This window comes from Streptomyces sp. NPDC031670 (genome assembly GCF_055580545.1).
Window position 1 is genome coordinate 76,331 of sequence record NZ_JBVILC010000016.1, and the last position, 17,363, is coordinate 93,693.

Below are 17,363 nucleotides of genomic sequence, written 5' to 3' on the forward strand. Positions count from 1 at the left end.
TCAGCCGTTCGCGGGAGCAACCAGCTCCGTGCGCGCGAGGGATCAGAACGGGAACTGGCTCCTCCCGTGCTGCACCGAAATCCACTTCTGGGTCGTGAACGCCTCGATCGTGGAGTCGCCGTTCAGCCGCCCGAGCCCGGAGTACTTCTCGCCGCCGAACGACACCAGAGGCTCGTCCTGGATGGTCGAGTCGTTGACGTGGATCATGCCGGTGACGATCCGCTTGGCGAACCGCACGCCCCGCTCCACGTTGCCGGTGTGGACGGCGCCGCTCAGGCCGTACGGGCTGTCGTTGGCCATCCGTACCGCCTCCTCCTCGCCGTCGAAGGAGAGCAGCAGCACCACCGGGCCGAAGATCTCCTGCCGCAGCAGCGGGGAGTCCTCGGGCAGACCGGTCAGCACGGTGGGTTCGACGAGGCTGCCGCGCGTACGCCCCCGTACGAGCGCGGTGGCGCCCTCCGCGAGGGCCTGGTCGACCAGCGCGGTGAGGGCGTCCGCCTGGAAGCTGTTGATGACCGGGCCAATGTCGGTCGCCGGGTCGGCCGGGTCGCCGGTCTTGAGGGCCGCGACCCGTGCGCAGAACTTCTCGGTGAACTTCTGCTCGATGCTCCGGTCCACCAGGACGCGGTTGGCGGCCATACAGACCTGCCCCTGGTAGACGAAGCGGCTGAAGACCGCCGCCTCCACCGCGTAGTCGATGTCCGCGTCGTCCAGGACCACCAGCGCGCTGTTGCCGCTCAGCTCCAGGATGGCCCGTTTGAAGTGGCTGCCCGCGACGGCGGCCACATGGCGGCCGGTGCGGTCGGAGCCCGCGAACGAGATCACCTTGGGCACCGGGTGCTCTATGAGCGCGTCGCCTATCTCGGCTATGTCCGTGACCAGCACGTTCAGCAGCCCGGCCGGCAGACCGGCGTCCTCGAAGATCTTGGCGATGAGGCCGCCGCCGACCACCGGCGCGTTCTGGTTCGGCTTGATCACGACGGCGTTGCCGAGCGCCAGGGCCGGCGCGACCGACTTCAGCGTCACCAGGAAGGGGAAGTTGAAGGGGCTGATGACCCCGACCACGCCGACCGGCAGCCGGTAGACGCGGTTCTCCTTGCCGTCGACGGGCGACGGCAGGATCCGGCCCTCCGGCCGTATCGCCAGCTGTATCGCCTCGCGCAGGAACTCCTTGGCGAGGTGCACCTCGTAGCCGGCCTTGAGGCGGGTGCCGCCCAGCTCGGTGACGATGGCCTCGATGATCTCCGGCTCGCGCTCCTCGGTGATCCGCAGCGCGCGCTCGAAGACCAGTCTCCGGCTGTACGGGTTGGTCTCACCCCAGCCGATCTGGGCGCGCTCGGCCGCGCGGTAGGCCTCGTCGACCTCGTCCACGGTGGCGACCGTGATGGCGGCGAGCTTCTCCCCGTTGTAGGGATCGAAGTCGATGATGTCCCACGACCCGCTGCCGGTACGCCACTCGCCGTCGATGTACTGGTGGGCCAGGTCGGTGAAGAAGGACATGCCATCCCTTACTGCTGCCACTGCGCCGCCACCGTGTCCGTCGTCGCGTCCACTGTGTCCCCCGCTTCCGGTACACAACCCTGATGTGACGTCATCGTACTGACGTATCAGATGAGTTGGAGCAGTCCACGGAGAAGATCGCGGCTCTCCTCCGGTCCCGGACTGTCCTTCTGGAGCCGTTCCATCGCCCGCTCGTACTGGGCGACCTCCTCCGGCTTGTCCAGATAGAGCGAGCTGGTGAGCTGCTCCAGATAGACGATGTCGGAGAGGTCGGACTCGGGGAAGCGCAGCAGGGTGAACGCCCCGCTCTCGCCCGCGTGCCCACCGAAGCTGAACGGCATCACCTGGAGTGTCACGTTCGGCTGCTCGGACACCTCGATGAGGTGCCTCAACTGGCCGCGCATCACATCCCGTTCGCCGTACGGGCGGCGCAGCGCGGCCTCGTCGAGGACGGCGTGGAACTTCGGGGCGCGCTCGGAGACCAGCGCCTTCTGGCGCTCCAGACGCAGCGCCACCCGGCGGTCGATCTCCGCGCCGGAGCCGTTGGGCATGCCGCGCCGGACGACGGCGTTGGCGTACGCCTCGGTCTGCAACAGGCCGTGCACGAACTGCACTTCGTAGATCCGAATGAGCGAGGCCGCGCCCTCCAGGCCGATGTACGTCTGGAACCAGCCCGGCAGTACGTCGCCGTAACTGTGCCACCAGCCCGCGATGTTGGCCTCTTTCGCCAGCCCCAGGAGCGACGCGCGCTCGGCGTCGTCGGTGACCCCGTAGAGCGTCAGCAGGTCTTCGACATCCCTTGCCTTGAAGCTCACCCGCCCCAACTCCATACGACTGATCTTCGACTCGGACGCCCTGATCGAATACCCGGCGGCCTCACGGGTGATGCCCCGGGACTCGCGCAGGCGCCTGAGCTGCGATCCCAGCAGAATGCGCCGGACCACCGACCCGCTCGACTCTCCTGCGGTCACTTCGCTGTCCCTCCCCAACCGACGGTGCACGGCAGTCTGCCACCAAAACGCTTCACCCCGTACTCATTCGATTACGGAAATGGTCAAGCTCCGAAATCGGCCGCGGGAAGAAATGAGCAACAATCACCACGGGTTCGGACACGTCTGGCACGTGCACGTGCATCTGCCCTTGCATCAGGAGCGGCCATTCGGAACCATGGTCCCCGCGCACCTGCGTGCTCGTCTTGTGTCCTGCTGTGCCCAGCGTTCTGTTCTGCTGTACGCCACGTTCGCCTGTACCGCCACGGCCGCGAATCCCGGGAGTGCCTCGCATGGGGACGAATGGATCGACCATGCTGGAGCCGTTGGAGCCTTTAAGGCAGGCCCTCCCGCCCATCGACCCCTCGGCAGTGGCCAGTTCCGCCTCCTGCGCGCTGCCCGCCCGCTTCGAAGCCGTGCGCGGGGCCCGTCAGTTCACCAAGAAGACGCTCGGCCAGTGGGAGCTGTCGGAGCGCTTCGACGAGGTGGCCCTGGTCGTCTCGGAGCTCGTCACCAACGCCCTGCGGCACGCGCTGCCCGCCGACACCGTCCGCGAGTCGGACGCGTCGCCGGTGCGGCTGCATCTGATGCGCTGGACCAGCCGGCTGGTGTGCGCGGTGCGCGACCCCAGCGTGGACAGCCCGTCCTCGCCCGGCTCCGACGACTGCGACGCCGAGTCGGGGCGCGGTCTGTTCCTGGTGGACTCCTTCAGCGACTCCTGGGGCTGGCACCCGCTCACGGGCACCCTGAACGGCAAGGTGGTCTGGGCCTTGTTCCGCCTCCAGGCGGCCGACTGAGCCCGGACCGGCGCGTCTTTCCGCACCCGTACGTCATGAGGGCCCCCGCGCGGGGGCCCGTTCGCGTTTCGGGAGTCTTCGCGTTTCGGGAGTCTTCGCGTTTCCGGAGTCTGCGCGTTTCCGGAGTCGCTGATCAGTCCGTGATCAGGTGGTCGAACTCGCCGTCCTTGATGCCGAGGAGCATCGCCTCGATCTCCGCACGCGTGTAGACCAGTGCGGGGCCGTCCGGAAACGTCGAGTTGCGGACGGCAACCCTTCCCCCGGACAGCCGCGCGAACTCCACGCAGGTCCCCTGCGAGTTGCTGTGGCGGCTCTTCTGCCAGACGACACCCTGAAGCTCCGTTGCCGCCATGCCGTTGTACGCGTGGTGCAAGGTCGCTCCCGGGGGGATGTGCAGACGTACATCTGTGAAAGGTCAACTGCCCCGGATCATAGCCGTGTTCATGTGCGCCTGCATGAGCATATGCACGTGCACGCGCGGTACTCGGGTCGTTACAGGCATTTCCACCGGGTTGGACTACTCGTCCACTGGGTATAGACGCGTCCCGCGCCCCAGAGGTTCACGCGCTGGTAGCTTGTCGCGTCCGGAAATCGTCGAAGCAAGGGGAATTCAACAGTGCGCAGGCATGTACGTGACGGGGCGGGCGCCGTGGCCCTCGCCGCTTGTCTGGCCCTGGCGGGGTGCTCCAGCTCGGACAGCGGCGACAAGTCCAAGGACAAGAGCCCCGAGGGCGGCGGGCAGAGCGCGAGCGCGACCCCGACCGGCGGCTCCGGCAACGGCAGCAGCGGCGGCAAGGTGGCCGCCAAGGACATCGCGGGAGCCTGGGCGGCCGTGCTCCAGGGCAAGCCGACCGCCCTGGTGATCAGCGGGACCACCGTGGCGCTCGGCGGCGAACACACGTGCAGCGGCACGGTCAACGACAACGGCATGGCGATGATCGAGCTCAAGTGCGCCGACGGCAACACCGACCGCGTGGCCGGCATGCCGTCCCTGAGCAAGGACGGCAAGACCCTCACGGTGAAGTGGGAGGGCGGCAAGTCCGACACCTTCACCAAGTCGGAACTGGACGGGAAGCTGCCGGCCGGCATCCCGACGGCGGGCCTGCCGACCCCCTGACCCGGGCCTCCCCCGTCACACACTTCCCCGGCGGGACGGCGGACCGGGGTCCTTGACGGCCATCGGCGGGGCGGGCGGGGCGAGCGCGTCCGAGAGCTCCGCCAGACGGTCGAGAAGCAGCCCCGCGCCCTTGCGCACCACCCGGTCCGGCCGGTCCGGCCCCGCCTCGGCGTCCCACGCGGTCAGCGCCTCCTCCACCTCACCCCACTGCGGCACCCGCCGCTCCCGCACCGCCCGCGCGCCCCGCTCGGTGGCCCGGCGCAGCGCCCCGCCGAACGCGGCGGCGGCCGGGACCGGGGGCGCGCCGCTCTCGGGGACGTGCGCCTCCATCAGCATCGCGATCCGGCCGAGCTGCTCGACCGCCCGCCCGGCGTCCTCGGCCGCCGACCTGGACAGTCCCCGGTGGCGGACCGGCTCGTGGGTGGCCCGGTCCAGCGCCTCCTGCCAGGCGAGCCGGGCCGCCCGGGTGTCGAGCAGCGCCTCGCGCACCTGGCCGGCGGGGGCGGCGGGGGCGGCGTACCGGTCGGTGACGGCCGCCGCGTACCGCCCGCAGGCGGCCAGCCAGTCCGCGAGCCGGGTACGCAGCCGGGGCGTCTCCCACGCCGGATACAGCGCGTACGCGGCCATCGCCAGTACCCCGCCGACCAGCGTGAGCAGCACCCGGTCGGGGACGGTCTGGGTCCATTGCAGACCCCCGGTGCCGAGCAGGAAGACCACATACGCGGAGACGCACGCGCTGGCCGCCGCGTATCCCGTACGCATCAGCAGGTACATCAGGAACGCGCAGATCACCGCCAGCGTGACGGAGAGGCCCGGGCCCGGGTGGGTGAGCTGGACGAGGCCGGTGGCGAGGGCGACGCCGACGAGGGTGCCGCCGAAGCGGGCGACCGCGCGGGAGTACGTCTGGGAGAAGTCCGGGCGCATCACCATGACGGAGGCCATGGGCGCCCAGTAGCCGTGGCCGAGCGGCAGCGCCTTGCCGAGGAGGTAGCCGACGGCGGCGACCGCGCAGACGCGGGCGGCGTGCCGGAAGACCGGGGAGTCGCGGCGGCCCAGCTCCTTGCGCATGGTGGCGAGGGCGAGCGGGACGAGCCGGGGCAGGGTGGGCCGCAGCAGCGGCCCGGTCCCCTCGCCGCCGGTGCCCTCGGCCGTCTCCATGACGTCGCCGAGGAGCGCGGTCAGCCGGGTGGCGGCGCGCCGGGCCGGCCCGGTGAGGATGGCGCCGGTGTCGGGCGTCCGCAGCGCGGCCTCGGCGGGAGCGGGGATGCGCACGGCCTCGCCGTGCCGGATCGCCCGGGCCGCCGCGTCGAGCACGGAGGCGGCGGCGCCGAGCAGCTCGCGCACCCGGTCGCGCTCGGGGCCCTCCTGCGGGACGCCGAGTGCGGGGTCGGCGAGGGAGGCGAGGACCGGGCGGATGCGCTCGGCGACGCCCCGGGACCCGTGCAGTTCCGCCGGGCGGCGGCGGGCCTCGCGGGGGGTGACGGCGGCGGCGAGCCGGGCGGTCATCAGGGGCTGCGGGTCGAACGGGGCGCGCGGGTCGTGCCGCAGGCGCCGGGCGTAGTCGGCCACGGCGGCGAGCGCGTCGGCCAGCGCGTCGCGCTGGGCACCCCAGCGGCGGATCGGGACGAGCACGACGAGGGCCGCCTGGACGACACCGCCCGCCGCGATCATCCCGGCGTGCCCGGCAGCGGCCGGGATCGAGGTGGGCAGCGTGACGGTGACCAGCATGATCGCCACGTTCGAGGAGGCGATGATTCCGGCGGTGGGGCCGACGGCCCAGGCGAGACCGGCCGTGAACGTCCACAGGGCGAGCAGCGCCAGGAAGAACGGGGAGTGGGCGCCGACGAGATAGCCGAGGAAGGTGGAGACGGCGAGGCTGGCACCGGAGGCGAGCGCCAGCACCGGGCGGGGGCGCCAGCTGCGCTGGAAGGTGGCGATGGCGGCCTGGAACGCGCCGAACGCCGAGCTCACGGCGGCGGTGGGGCCGAGAGCGACGAGGCTGACACCGACCACGAGGGCGACTCCGGCGGCGCCGCGCAGCGCGACGGCGGGTTCGAGCCGCCGCCGCTCGACGCTCAGCCCCGAACGCCCGGCCTCCTTCAACGCGGGGAGCCAGCCCATACCCAGAGCGTATCGGGGGACCTTGCCCGGCCTCGGCTGCCTGGGGCTTCCGGGGGGCAGGAGCGGGGGGCAGGGTGGTGCGTCGGGGCGGGCCTGGGGGCCTGGTCTCAGGGGGCGGGGGGGCGGGGGCCGTCTTCCGGAGGCTGGCGCGGACCCGGATTCCGCAGGCCGAGTGCGGGTCGGCGGGGGTGGGTTCCGGGGGTGCGGCCGACGGAGCGGCTCAGGACGGGGGCGGGCTTCCGGAGGCTGGCCGCGAACCCGGGTTACCGCAGGCCGAGTACGGGTCGGCGGGGCAAGCCGAGTACGGGCCTACAGGGACTCCGGGGGCGCAGCCGAAAGCGGCTCAGGACGGGGGCAGCCCCGGGCGGTCCGCTCCCCGTCGTGCCCGGTCCGCCGCCGCCCTGCCGTCCCGCCACCCCGCCTCATCCGTGACCCCCCGCACCCGCGTCCGTACCGTCCGGGGGAACATCTCCTCCGCCCGTCCCGCGACCGCCACCGCCCGCGTCGCCAGCACCGGCAGCAGTTCGGCGGAGGCCGTGGACTCCACCTGACGGGCCGTCGCCGACAGCAGGTCACCCAGGCGGTTCGCGTACGCCAGCAGGAACGACTGGCGGAACGTTTTCGTCCGCTTGCGTCCGCCCGCCCGCTGCGCCGCCTCCGCGCGCGTCATCGCCGCCGTCCCCTGCACCAGCAGCGAGGTGTAGAGGAGCTCGACCGCCTCCAGGTCGGCCTCGAAGCCCACGACCGTGGAGAAGCCGAACTCCCCGTTCCACACCGCCTGGCAGTGGTTGGCCGAGGCCACCGCGTCGAGCAGGATCGCCTTGGCCGTCTCGTACGGCGCGTCCACCCCGATCCGGCACGCCCCCGGCGCATCCCCCCGACGGCCCTCCGCCAGCACCGCCTCGTCGATGCTGTGCAGCGCCATCAGCTCCTGCGCCTTGGCGCTCAGCGCCTCCGCCTCCTCCGGGAACTCCGTCGCCTCCGCCTTGGCCAGCAGCCCCCGGATCCGCGTCAGGGCCTTCGGCTCACCGTGCGCCGGCGGTACGTACACGGACGCCCCCGGCACCGGCCCCACCGGCTCGATCGCCGGCAGCCGCAGCAGCAGCCGGTACAGCTCCAGCACCGTCGTCGCGCGCGTGAAGCGGTCCGGCGGCCGTTCGCCGCCCGCACGGACGTCCTCCGCCAGTGCCTCCAGGGCCTCCATCTGCGCGGCCCACCGCCCCGGCAGCCGCTCGTACCGCCTCAGCTGGACGCCGACCAGCTCCACCGCGAGCCGTAGGTGCGGCTCCGCCAGCTCGCGACGGACCATTCGTACGACATCCGCCGGCTGCCACCCCCGCTCCCACGCCCGCCCGACCAGCTCCTGCCCGCGCAGCGCGAGCTCGGCGTCGGCGGACGGATCGGCGGCGAGCAGCGAGGCACCCGTGTCCAGATCCGCGTCGCCCTCCGCGTACAACGCGGCGGCCAGCGCCCGCTCCACCGTGTTCCCCACCGGCATCCAAGTGCCTCCTTACGCGCGCGTGCCCGACCGCACAGATCGTCGCAGCTGCCGAACACATCCACGAACCGCTCCCCCGCCCGCCGCCGCGCCGCCGCGCCGCCGAGCGCCGATGTCAGTGGCCGGTGCCACACTCGCACTCGTGAACGACAAGTGGGCGCTGGCCCCCACCGAGGACGGCGGCGCGCGGCTCGTCGCCCTCGGGCGGGACGGGCTGCCCGAGGGGCCCGTGACGCACGAGCCCGAGCTGGCGGAGGCCGTCCGGTCGCGCCCCGGCGTGGAGCGGTGGGTATGGCGCTCGACCGCCGACGTCTACCCGCGCCTGCTCGCCGCCGGAGTCCGCGTGGATCGGTGCTACGACATCGAGGCCGCCGAACTGCTCCTCCTCGGCCACGAGGGCCGTCTCGGCGAGCCCCGTTCGGCGGCGGCGGCCTGGGCCCGGCTGCACCACCTGCCCGTCCCCCCGGACCCGCCCGCCCGCGCTGCCGAGCCCCACCGTCAGTCCTCCCTCTTCGAACCGCCGAGCGGCACCGCCCTGCCCCTCGAAGCCCTGGTCGAGGTGTACGCGGAGCAGCAGCGGCGGCACGAGAAGGCCGAGCACCCCGGCCGGATGCGGCTGCTCACCGCCTCCGAGTCCGCCGGGACGCTGGTGGCCGCCGAGATGCACCGGGCGGGTGTGCCCTGGCGCGCCGACGTCCACCGCGCCCTGCTCCACGACCTGCTCGGCGAGCGGTACGCGGGCGGCGGCGAGCCCCGCCGGCTCGCCGAGCTCGCGGACCAGGTGTCGGCCGCCTTCGGCCGCCGGGTCCGGCCCGACCTGCCCGCCGACGTCATCAAGGCGTTCGCCGAGGCGGGCGTCCAACTGACCTCCACACGCCGCTGGGCCCTGGAGGAGATCGACCATCCGGCCGTGGCCCCGCTGGTCGCGTACAAGAAGCTGTACCGGATCTGGACCGCCCACGGCTGGAGCTGGCTGCACGACTGGGTGCGCGACGGCCGCTTCCGCCCCGAGTACACCCCGGGCGGCACCGTCAGTGGCCGCTGGACCACCAACGGCGGGGGCGCCCTGCAGATCCCCAAGGTCATCCGGCAGGCCGTCGTGGCCGACGAGGGCTGGCGCCTGGTCGTCGCCGACGCCGACCAGATGGAGCCCCGCGTGCTCGCCGCGATCTCCCGCGACCCCGGCCTGATGGAGGTGGCGGGGCACGACGGCGACCTCTACACCGCCCTGTCGGACCGCGCCTTCTCCGGCGACCGAGACCACGCCAAGCTGGCCCTCCTCGGCGCGATCTACGGGCAGACGTCCGGCGACGGCCTCAAGAACCTCGCCGCCCTGCGCCGCCGCTTCCCCCGCGCCGTCGCCTATGTGGACGACGCGGCGAAGGCGGGCGAGGAGGGGCGGCTCGTACGGACCTGGCTCGGCCGCACCAGCCCGCCCGCCGCCGGAGCGGACGACGACGGCGAGGCGGGGCTCCCCCAGCAGGACGGCACGGACCTCCCCGCCCCCGACGGGGAGTTCACCCCCGGCTACGCCTCCACCAACGCCCGCGCCCGGGGCCGTTTCACCCGTAACTTCGTCGTCCAGGGCAGCGCCGCCGACTGGGCCCTGCTGCTGCTCGCCGCGCTGCGACAGGAGCTCGCCACCGCCGGGATGCGGGCCGAGCTGGTCTTCTTCCAGCACGACGAGGCCATCGTGCACTGCCCCGAGGCCGAGGCCCCCCAGGTCGTCCAGGCGATCCGCACGGCCGGCGAACTGGCCGGCCGGATCGCGTTCGGGGAGACCCCGGTGAGGTTCCCGTTCACGACGGCGGTGGTGGAGCGGTACTCGGAGGCGAAGTGAGGCAGCCGGAGGCGGAGTGAGGCAGTCGCCGCCCGTGGGCCGGGCCCTCACCAGTGCCCCGGCGGGCGAGGGTGGAGCCTCTCCGGTCGGCTCGCCGGTTGGGCTCGCCGGTCGGGGCTTACCGGTTGGCCTTACCGGTCGGGCTTGCCAGCCGGCCCTACCGGTTGGCCTAGCGGAGCGTGTCCCACTTCGGGTCCAGCGCTATGCCCTTCAGCTGGGACATTGTCAGCGCCGGCGTCGCGCGCGTCGCCGGGCCGTGCTCGTTGCCCGTGTTGAACGCGCTGATCACCACGCGCAGGTCGCTCTTGCGGATCGTGTCCACCGTCCACCACACCACGCCCGCGCCGCCCTTCTCGCCCGGGCGCTGCTCCTCGCCGACGCGGGTGCCGTTGGGGAGCGTCCACACCGAACCCTGAAGCGGCACACCCCCCATGCCTGGCTGGACGTTGATGCCGACCAGGCTTCGGCCCTTGCCGTCGTCGACGACCGCGAACGCGTAACCACCCTGGTTGCCCTGGTCGACGACCTTGAGAGCCTTCGGGAGGGAGGCAACCAGCTCGCGCTGCATCGAAGCCCCGCTGGGCTCACCCCGCAGCACCGGGTCCGGGCGCGGCACCTTCGCGCCCGCCATGGTCGTCTTCCACACCTCGGCCGTGACGAGCGCCTTCATCTGCCCGCCGGTCAGCGGCGGTTCGACCCGGGTGATCGTCGCGCCCTTCTCGGCAGGCGCGTTGGACTCGGTGGCGTCGATCAGCACGCCCTTCGGGGTGACCAGGGTGGCCCGCCAGCTCTTCGTCTCCTCCCGGCGGTCCGGGTACTCGTACCCCTGGAAGAGCATGAACCGCGAGCCGTCGGGCAGCACCTCCGCCGAGCAGTGGTCGTAGTCCGTGATCGCCTTCGACGGGCAGCTCACATATCCGCCGGCACTCTGGCCCGCCGGATCGATGGTGCTCAGCGCGATACTGACCGCCCCCTTGCCCTTGCCGTCGTCGAAGACGACCGAGGCGGTCGGCATCGAGAACTTGCTGTCCGAGCCGCCCGCGCCCCGCCCATGTTCGTCGCTCGTCCTGCCGTGCGGAAGCAGTCCGATGAGGTTCTTGATCATTTGCTCCGCGCTGACCGACACATGGTCCGGGAGCGTCGACTTCGGCGGCGCCGCCACGGACGCCGACGCGCCGCCCCCGGAGCCCCCGGTGTCGCCGGACGAGCCGCCGACCAGTCCGGACCCCCAGGCGCCGCCGAGGCCCACCGCGGCCAGCGCCACCACACTGCCGGTCACCGTGGCGACCCGGCGCCGGGCAAGCCGGCGGCGACCGCTGATCAAGGCGCCGTCGAGCAGAGCGCGGCTGTCCTGCGGGACGAAGCCGTCGCCGGTGCTGCGCATCGCATCGCCGAGCTGGTCTTCAAAAGGCATGGTGGAACCCCACTCCTCGCTTCGTGGTCAGTGGTTGTTCTTGGTCTGTGATGCCGAACTGCCGTGCTGACGTGCCGACGTGTTGAGGTACTGCCGTACCTCGGTGCTGCCGTACCTCCGTGCTGCCGTACCGCCGTGCTGCTGTACCGCCGTGCTCACCTACTGCCGTACCGCCGTGTCGCCTGCGTGGCTGTTCGCGCTGTCAGAGCGCGGCGAGCTCCGCCAGGCTGCTGCCCAGGTGTTGGCGCAGCTTGGCCAGCGCGCGCACCGAGCGGGTGCGGACCGCGGCAGAGCTGACCCGCATCGCCTCCGCCGTCTCCTCCACGCTGCGGTCCTCCCAGTACCTCAGGACCACCACCGCGCGGTCCTTGGGCGCGAGCAGGGCGAGCGCGTCGAGCAGGGCGAGCCGCAGAGCGGGATCGCCCTCCGTACTCATGGGCCGGTCCGGTAGTTCCCCGAGGGGCCGCTCCTCGGCCGACCGCCTTCGCCGGTGGGTGAGGAACGTACGCACAAGGACCGTCTGCGCGTATCCCGCGGGATTGTCGATCCGGGACATCCGGCCCCACACCGCGTACATCCGCCCCAGCGTCTCCTGGACCAGGTCCTCGGCGAGATGGGTGTCTCCACTGGTCAGCAGACACGCGGCACGGAAAAGATGGCTCGTGCGGCCGGACGCGAACTCAAGGAACTCATCCGTGCGTGCCTGGCGCGCCTGGCGCCCCAGTCTCGGCTGCTTCTGCTGCCCCGGCCTTCTCATGCTCTCCCCCGACCCCTTGACCTCCCCTACACCTCATTGACGCGCCAGGGGCCCGGGAATGTTTCACCCGGCTTCCGCGTCCGCCCCCGCGTCCAGTCCTGCCAGCAGCTCCGCCACCTCGGCGTACGCCTTGCGGTCGCCGCCCTCCAGCGCCTTCAGGGCCCGCTCCCACTGGGACCGCGCCTCCGCCGGACGCCCCCGTGACCGCTCCAGGCGCCCGTACTCACGCCTTCCGAGGCCCTCGGTGTACGCGTCGCACCGCTCGACGGCCTGGTCGAGGAGGTCCGCGCAGGCGGCGTACGCCTCGTCGGTGCGGCCCAGTTCCCCCAGGACCCGCACCAGGCCGACCCAGGACTGGGAGCGCCCGTGCCAGTCGCCCTGTTCGCCGAGAATCCGCAGCGCCCGCTCGAAGTGGCCGACGGCGGCGGCCCATTCGCCGAGGGTGAGGTGGGCGTAGCCGATGTTGCAGTGCGCGGTGTGCACCAGCAGCTCGCTGCCGATGCGGCAGCCGGTCGCGAGGCTGCGTTCGTGGTGGTCGATGGCCAGACGGGCGTCGGTGTGCTCGTACAGGTTGCCGAGGTGGCTGAGGATGATCGCCTCGCCGTAGGCGTCGTCGAGCTCGCGGGTCAGGGTCAGGCTCCGCTCCAGCGCCTCGGCGGCCTCGGCGTACCGGCCGAGGCGCTCCAGGAGCATGCCGCGGTTGGCGAGGGTCCTCTGCGTACGGTTGCGCTCGCCGAGCTCCTGCCACAGCGCGATCGCCTCGTCGTTGAGGGACAGTGCCTCCTCGACGCGGCTGGCCAGGAAGTGCGCCCCGGCGAGGTCCCCGATGGCGTGGGCCTGCGCGAAGCGGTCGCCGCTCGCCCGGGCGGCGCTCAGGACGAACCGGTTGAGATGGCGCAGCGCCGCGTACTTGCCCCGGTACTGGAGATGGCTGAAGTACGCCCGGACCAGCAGGAACACGGTCGGTGAGCGGTGCGCGTACCGCTCGGTCAGCGTGACGACGGCGGGCAGTTCGCGGTCGCCCCAGGCCAGCGCGGCAGCGGTGTCCGCGAAGGGGGCGGCGTCACCGACCGGCTCGGGGACCCGCGCCGGGCCCTCGCGGTCGGGCGGCGCGAGGACCAGGCCGCTCTGCCGGGCCGCCTCGGCGTACCAGCGCAGCCCGCGTTCGACGGCCGCCTCGCGCGCGTCGTCCTGGGCGGCCAGCTCGCGCGCGAAGTCGCGCACGAGGTCGTGCGGCGCGTACCGCCCGTACGAGGTCTCGTCCAGGAGCGCCACCTCGACGAGGCGGTCCAGCGCCGCCGCGGCCCGCCGCTCGGGCAGCCCCATGAGCCGCGCGACGACGGGGACTTCGTACCCCGGAAGGTCGAACGCGCCCAGGCGGCGCAGCGCCAGCGCGGCGTCCGGATCGAGGGCGCCGAGCGCGACGGCGAGGGAGCGTCGCACACTCAGGTCGTCGTACTCCAGGTGGTCGAGGCGCCCGTCCTGGGCATCGAGGAGTCCGGCGAGCGCGTCGGGGGTGAGCGCGCTGCGGGCGGCGAGCCGGGCCGCCGCGACGCGCAGCGCCAGCGGCAGCCGGCCGCACAGGTCGACCAACCGGGACGCCCCATCGGCCAGTTCGCGCCCCGAGACCGCCCGCAGCAGGCCCAGACTCTCGGCCGCCGTCATCGGGGCGAGCGGAAAGCGGCTCGCCCCGTCGAGCGCGGCCAGCGGCGAACGGCTGGTGACGACCACCGCGCAGCCGCCGCCCGCGGGGAGCAGCGGTCGCACCTGGGCCGCGGAGCCCGCGTCGTCGAGGACGAGGAGCGTACGGGTCGGGGCCAGCCGGGACCGCAGCAGCGCGGAGGCGGCATCGGGCGTGTCGGGGATGTTGCGCGAGTCGACGCCCAGCGCGTTGAGCAGCGCGGCGAGCGCCTGGATCGGCGGGAGCGCGGTGAGGCCCGGGGTGGCGCCGCGCAGGTTCAGATACAGCTGCCCGTCCGGGAACTCCTCGCGCAGGGCGTGCGCCACGTGGACGGCGAGCGCACTCTTGCCGACTCCGGCCATGCCGGTGATCACGGCGAGGGGGACGTTCTCCTGCGGGGCGGGCCGTTCGGGCGATGCCGCCGCTGGGGCGAGCGGTCGTGTGGGGGCGGTGGAAGAAGGTTCTGTGAGGACAGCGACGTCTGTGATGTCGGTGAGCACGGCCGGGTCGGCGTGAGGTGTGGGGCCGCACAGGGTGAGAACAGGGGCACTGGGAGCCGGGTGGGGGCGGGCCTTCCCCCGCCGCCGGGTCAGGACAGCCGTCAGCTCGGCCACCAGCTCGTCACGGCCGGTGAAATGGGCCGGCCCGGGCGGCAACTGGGCCGGTGCGGGCAGCTTCGCGCGCGGGGTGGGCTCCCGCAGGATCTCGCGGTGCGCCTCCTGGACGGCGGGTCCCGGGTCCACGCCCAGTTCCTCCACCAGGGTGCGCCGCAGCCGCTGGTGCACGGCGAGCGCCTCCGCCTGCCGTCCCGTGCGGTGCAGCACCAGCATCAGCTGCCGGTGAAAGGCTTCACGCAGCGGGAACTGCCCGGCCAGCGCCGCGAGCTCCGGCCCGATCCGCTCATGGCGGCCGAGCCGCAGCTCCGCCTCGTACTTCCCCTCCAGGACGAGCAGCCGGGTCTCGACGAGCCGCTGGACGAGGGCGGGCTCGCCGTCCTCCGGGTCGTAGAGCCCGCTGAGCGGGGCGCCGCGCCACAGCGCGAGGGCGGCGGTGGTCTCCTCGGCCACCACCGGCCAGTCGCCTCGCTTGTACGCGTCGAGTGCCACGCGCGCGTGGGCCTCGAACACCTGGATGTCGAGCTCCCCCGGGTCGATCCGGAGGACGTACCCCGGCGGCACAGCCCGTATCCGGTCATCCGAGTCGAGCAGCCGTCGCAGTCGGGCCACGTGGTTGTGCAGGGACGCGGTGGCGGAGGCGGGCGGTTCATCTCCCCACAACGCCAGCTTCAGATCGTCGATGGGGACGACCCGGCCGGGCCGCGTCAGAAGGGCCGCGAGCAGTGACCTGATCTTGCCGCTGCCGACCGGTGCGCCTTCCAGGATCAGCGGACCGAGCAGGCTGAATCGCACACACACCCCGAGCTCCACCGGTTCCCCCACTGCCCGTCCACCGGCTGCCCCGTCGACCGTTGGCCACATGTTAGCGATCTGTTGGTGAGCGCTGATTAGATCTTTCCATCGGATCCGGTCCGCCGGTGCTCAGTGGACGACCACACTCGGGGGAGTGTCGCCGTCGGAGCGGAACCGAAGGACAGAGAGGTCCTCGGGCATCCCAGGTGAATGCCCGGGGACCTCGTCCGTCTGCTTCCATCAGGAAGCTTGTTCGTGGCTGGTGCCGTCGCCTGCGCGGTGCGGCGCCCACGCCCGCCGGACCGCCGGACCCGTCAGGGGGGCGCGACGGTCTCCTGCTCCCAAGACCCGCCGGTCAGACCCGTGCCGCTTCCCCGCTCGCCCCGTCGAGCAGCGACGCGATGTACTCCTCCAGCCGTCCGGCCAGCAGCTCGGGCGTCAGATCCGTACGCCCCAACTCCCGCCACGGACCTGCGACCTTCTCGGCGTCCGGCGCGTAGGCCAGCGCGTCCAGGAGCTGCCAGTACAGCAGCCCGGCGCCCAGCCGTCCGCCCCCGGCGGTGTAGCGCGCCACGAACTCCCGCGCGGCCCCTATCCCGTGCAGGAGCGCGAGCGCCGTCGAGCAGTGCGCCACGTCGAACGCCGCCGGGCCCCATGACGTCTCCACCCAGTCCACGACCCCGCTGATCCGCAGCTCGTCGCCCGCGCCGCTGAACAGCACGTTCCCCGGGTGGAAGTCCCGGTGCAGGAAGCACCCCTCGTACGCGGGCGGCGGCTGCCGGATGACATCGGTTGCCCGGCGCCAGAGGTCGGGCCGCGCGGTGTCGTGGGGGACGCGCACACGGTCGGCGGAGGTCCACGGCTCGTACTCCCTGGGCCGGTCGCCCTCCGGTACCCGGATGCGGTGGATGCCCAGCAACTGCCCCGCCAGCAACGCGATCCGCTGTTCCAGATCCGTCTCGTCGACCCGGACCGCGCCCTCCAGACGGGTCATCAGGAGCGAGGGGTGGTCGCAGTACTCCCCTCGCGGATCAGCCGCCACGAGTACGGGCGCGGGCACGTCCGTCCCGGCCAGGAGCTGGAGCACCTCGGCCTCGCGCGCGAGGAGGCCCGCCGCGTGCCGCCGATAGAAGGGCTTGGCGAAGGACCGCAGGACCAGCTCCCGCCGCGCCCCTTCGTCCTCCGACCCCTCCGACCCCTCTGTCCTCTCCGTCCCCCTCGTCCTCCCCGTCCACTCCGTACGCACCGCTCGCATCTGGGACGTCCAGCCACCCCGCAGCGCCACCGCATCCCGTACGCGCTCGCCCTCCGGAAGGTGCTCCTCCACCCACCGGCGGGTCAGCTCCCAGCCGTCCGCGCCCAGGTCGTCCAGGACCGCGTCCACGAAGTGCCCACGCTCGGCCGGGTGCTCCCGGAACCAGACCCCGAGGCGGTGGTGCGCTCCCTCGTACACAAGGCGGGTGAAGCGGGACTCGTTCCCGGCTGCCAGCGCCTCGGTCACGGCCTCGGTGACGGCGTACGGAATGATCTCGTCCACCTCGGGCATGGCCAGGACCACCCGCGTGCGCAGCGCCCGGAAGACCTCCAGGGCGCGGGAGTCGCGCCAGCTGTCGGGTGTACGGAGGATCTCCGTGAAGCGCGAGACGGGCGCGCCGGGCGGCGTGCCGGGTGCTCCCGGCTCGGCCCCGAACGGTTCGGACCAGGCCGCGTCCGCGTACACGGCAGGGGCGCACAGGCCGATCCCCGCGACCCGGGAACCGTACTGCGCGGCCAGGTCGGCGACGGTGTGACCGCTCATGCTGAAGCCGGCCAGCACCAGGCTGTGGCCGGGCGGGACATACGCGTCGATCGCCGCCCGCGCCTGCCGGAAACGGCGCTCCAGGCTCAGCTCCGCGAGCTCGCCGCTGGAGGCGCCGTGACCGGAGAAGTCGAGGGCGAGAACGCGGTGGCCACGGGAGCGGAAGTCCTCGCCCAGCTCGGCAAGCCGTGCCTTGTCGCCGGTGCCGGCGCCGTGCAGCAGGACGACCGTGACGGAGGGGATCACTCCGTCCGGCTCTGCCACCGCGCAGCTGATCCGCTCCCCGTCGAAGTCCCCGATCAGTTCGCCGTCGAACTCCCCCACCACGTCAGCCCCATGGGTCAGGCCTGCCCTGCCCGTGACATTCTTCGAGCCCGCCAAACCCTTCGAGCCCGCCAAACCCGCCAAGTCCTTCAAACCCGTCAAGTCCGTCATGTGAGTC

General features: G+C 72.7%; 12 protein-coding genes. 3 read left to right on the plus strand and 9 right to left on the minus strand.

Annotated features, from left to right (window positions below; genetic code table 11):
* Nucleotides 1-42 precede the first annotated feature (42 nt).
* Together ACZ5ID_RS26845 and ACZ5ID_RS26850 are read right to left on the minus strand one after the other, a co-directional pair.
* Nucleotides 43-1,500: an aldehyde dehydrogenase family protein gene (locus tag ACZ5ID_RS26845; protein WP_406556791.1), complete on the minus strand. Its 1,458-nt coding sequence runs from the start codon at nucleotides 1,498-1,500 to the stop codon at nucleotides 43-45.
* A gap of 107 nt (nucleotides 1,501-1,607) precedes the next feature.
* Nucleotides 1,608-2,471 (minus strand): helix-turn-helix domain-containing protein, encoded by an 864-nt coding sequence (locus ACZ5ID_RS26850; protein ID WP_468902815.1) that lies wholly within the window; start codon nucleotides 2,469-2,471, stop codon nucleotides 1,608-1,610.
* A 311-nt stretch (nucleotides 2,472-2,782) separates the two neighbouring features.
* Between ACZ5ID_RS26850 and ACZ5ID_RS26855 the strand changes: the two genes are divergently transcribed.
* On the plus strand, nucleotides 2,783-3,286 hold the full coding sequence (locus ACZ5ID_RS26855; protein ID WP_468902817.1) for an ATP-binding protein: 504 nt from the start codon (nucleotides 2,783-2,785) through the stop codon (nucleotides 3,284-3,286).
* Nucleotides 3,287-3,419: 133 nt separating this feature from the next.
* Here the strand turns inward: ACZ5ID_RS26855 and ACZ5ID_RS26860 are convergent, their stop codons facing one another.
* Entirely contained in the window at nucleotides 3,420-3,659 is a 240-nt protein-coding gene (locus ACZ5ID_RS26860) for a DUF397 domain-containing protein (RefSeq protein ID WP_385539564.1), read from the minus strand.
* 243 nt (nucleotides 3,660-3,902) lie between these two features.
* Between ACZ5ID_RS26860 and ACZ5ID_RS26865 the strand changes: the two genes are divergently transcribed.
* Nucleotides 3,903-4,403, plus strand: a complete 501-nt coding sequence (locus ACZ5ID_RS26865; RefSeq protein WP_468902820.1) for a hypothetical protein — start codon at nucleotides 3,903-3,905, stop codon at nucleotides 4,401-4,403.
* A 15-nt stretch (nucleotides 4,404-4,418) separates the two neighbouring features.
* On the opposite strand, the gene ACZ5ID_RS26870 is transcribed toward ACZ5ID_RS26865, so the two are convergent.
* Entirely contained in the window at nucleotides 4,419-6,524 is a 2,106-nt protein-coding gene (locus ACZ5ID_RS26870) for an FUSC family protein (RefSeq protein WP_468902823.1), read from the minus strand.
* A gap of 343 nt (nucleotides 6,525-6,867) precedes the next feature.
* Nucleotides 6,868-8,022, minus strand: a complete 1,155-nt coding sequence (locus ACZ5ID_RS26875) for a DUF2786 domain-containing protein (RefSeq protein ID WP_468902825.1) — start codon at nucleotides 8,020-8,022, stop codon at nucleotides 6,868-6,870.
* A 142-nt stretch (nucleotides 8,023-8,164) separates the two neighbouring features.
* Here ACZ5ID_RS26875 and ACZ5ID_RS26880 point away from each other — a divergent pair, with 142 nt between their 5' ends.
* A complete protein-coding gene (locus tag ACZ5ID_RS26880) occupies nucleotides 8,165-9,862 on the plus strand; it encodes a bifunctional 3'-5' exonuclease/DNA polymerase (protein ID WP_468902827.1) in 1,698 nt (565 codons plus the stop codon).
* A 169-nt stretch (nucleotides 9,863-10,031) separates the two neighbouring features.
* Here the strand turns inward: ACZ5ID_RS26880 and ACZ5ID_RS26885 are convergent, their stop codons facing one another.
* From ACZ5ID_RS26885 to ACZ5ID_RS26900, 4 genes are all read right to left on the minus strand, one after another.
* Complete coding sequence (locus ACZ5ID_RS26885) at nucleotides 10,032-11,276, minus strand: hypothetical protein (RefSeq protein WP_468902829.1); 1,245 nt, start codon at nucleotides 11,274-11,276, stop codon at nucleotides 10,032-10,034.
* Between the two features lie 202 nt (nucleotides 11,277-11,478).
* Nucleotides 11,479-12,033, minus strand: a complete 555-nt coding sequence (locus ACZ5ID_RS26890; RefSeq protein WP_468902831.1) for a SigE family RNA polymerase sigma factor — start codon at nucleotides 12,031-12,033, stop codon at nucleotides 11,479-11,481.
* Nucleotides 12,034-12,096: 63 nt separating this feature from the next.
* Nucleotides 12,097-15,123, minus strand: a complete 3,027-nt coding sequence (locus tag ACZ5ID_RS26895) for an AfsR/SARP family transcriptional regulator (protein WP_468902833.1) — start codon at nucleotides 15,121-15,123, stop codon at nucleotides 12,097-12,099.
* A 355-nt stretch (nucleotides 15,124-15,478) separates the two neighbouring features.
* Nucleotides 15,479-17,245, minus strand: coding sequence for an alpha/beta fold hydrolase (locus ACZ5ID_RS26900; protein ID WP_468902836.1), 1,767 nt, complete (start codon nucleotides 17,243-17,245; stop codon nucleotides 15,479-15,481).
* Between the last annotated feature and the right edge of the window lie 118 nt (nucleotides 17,246-17,363).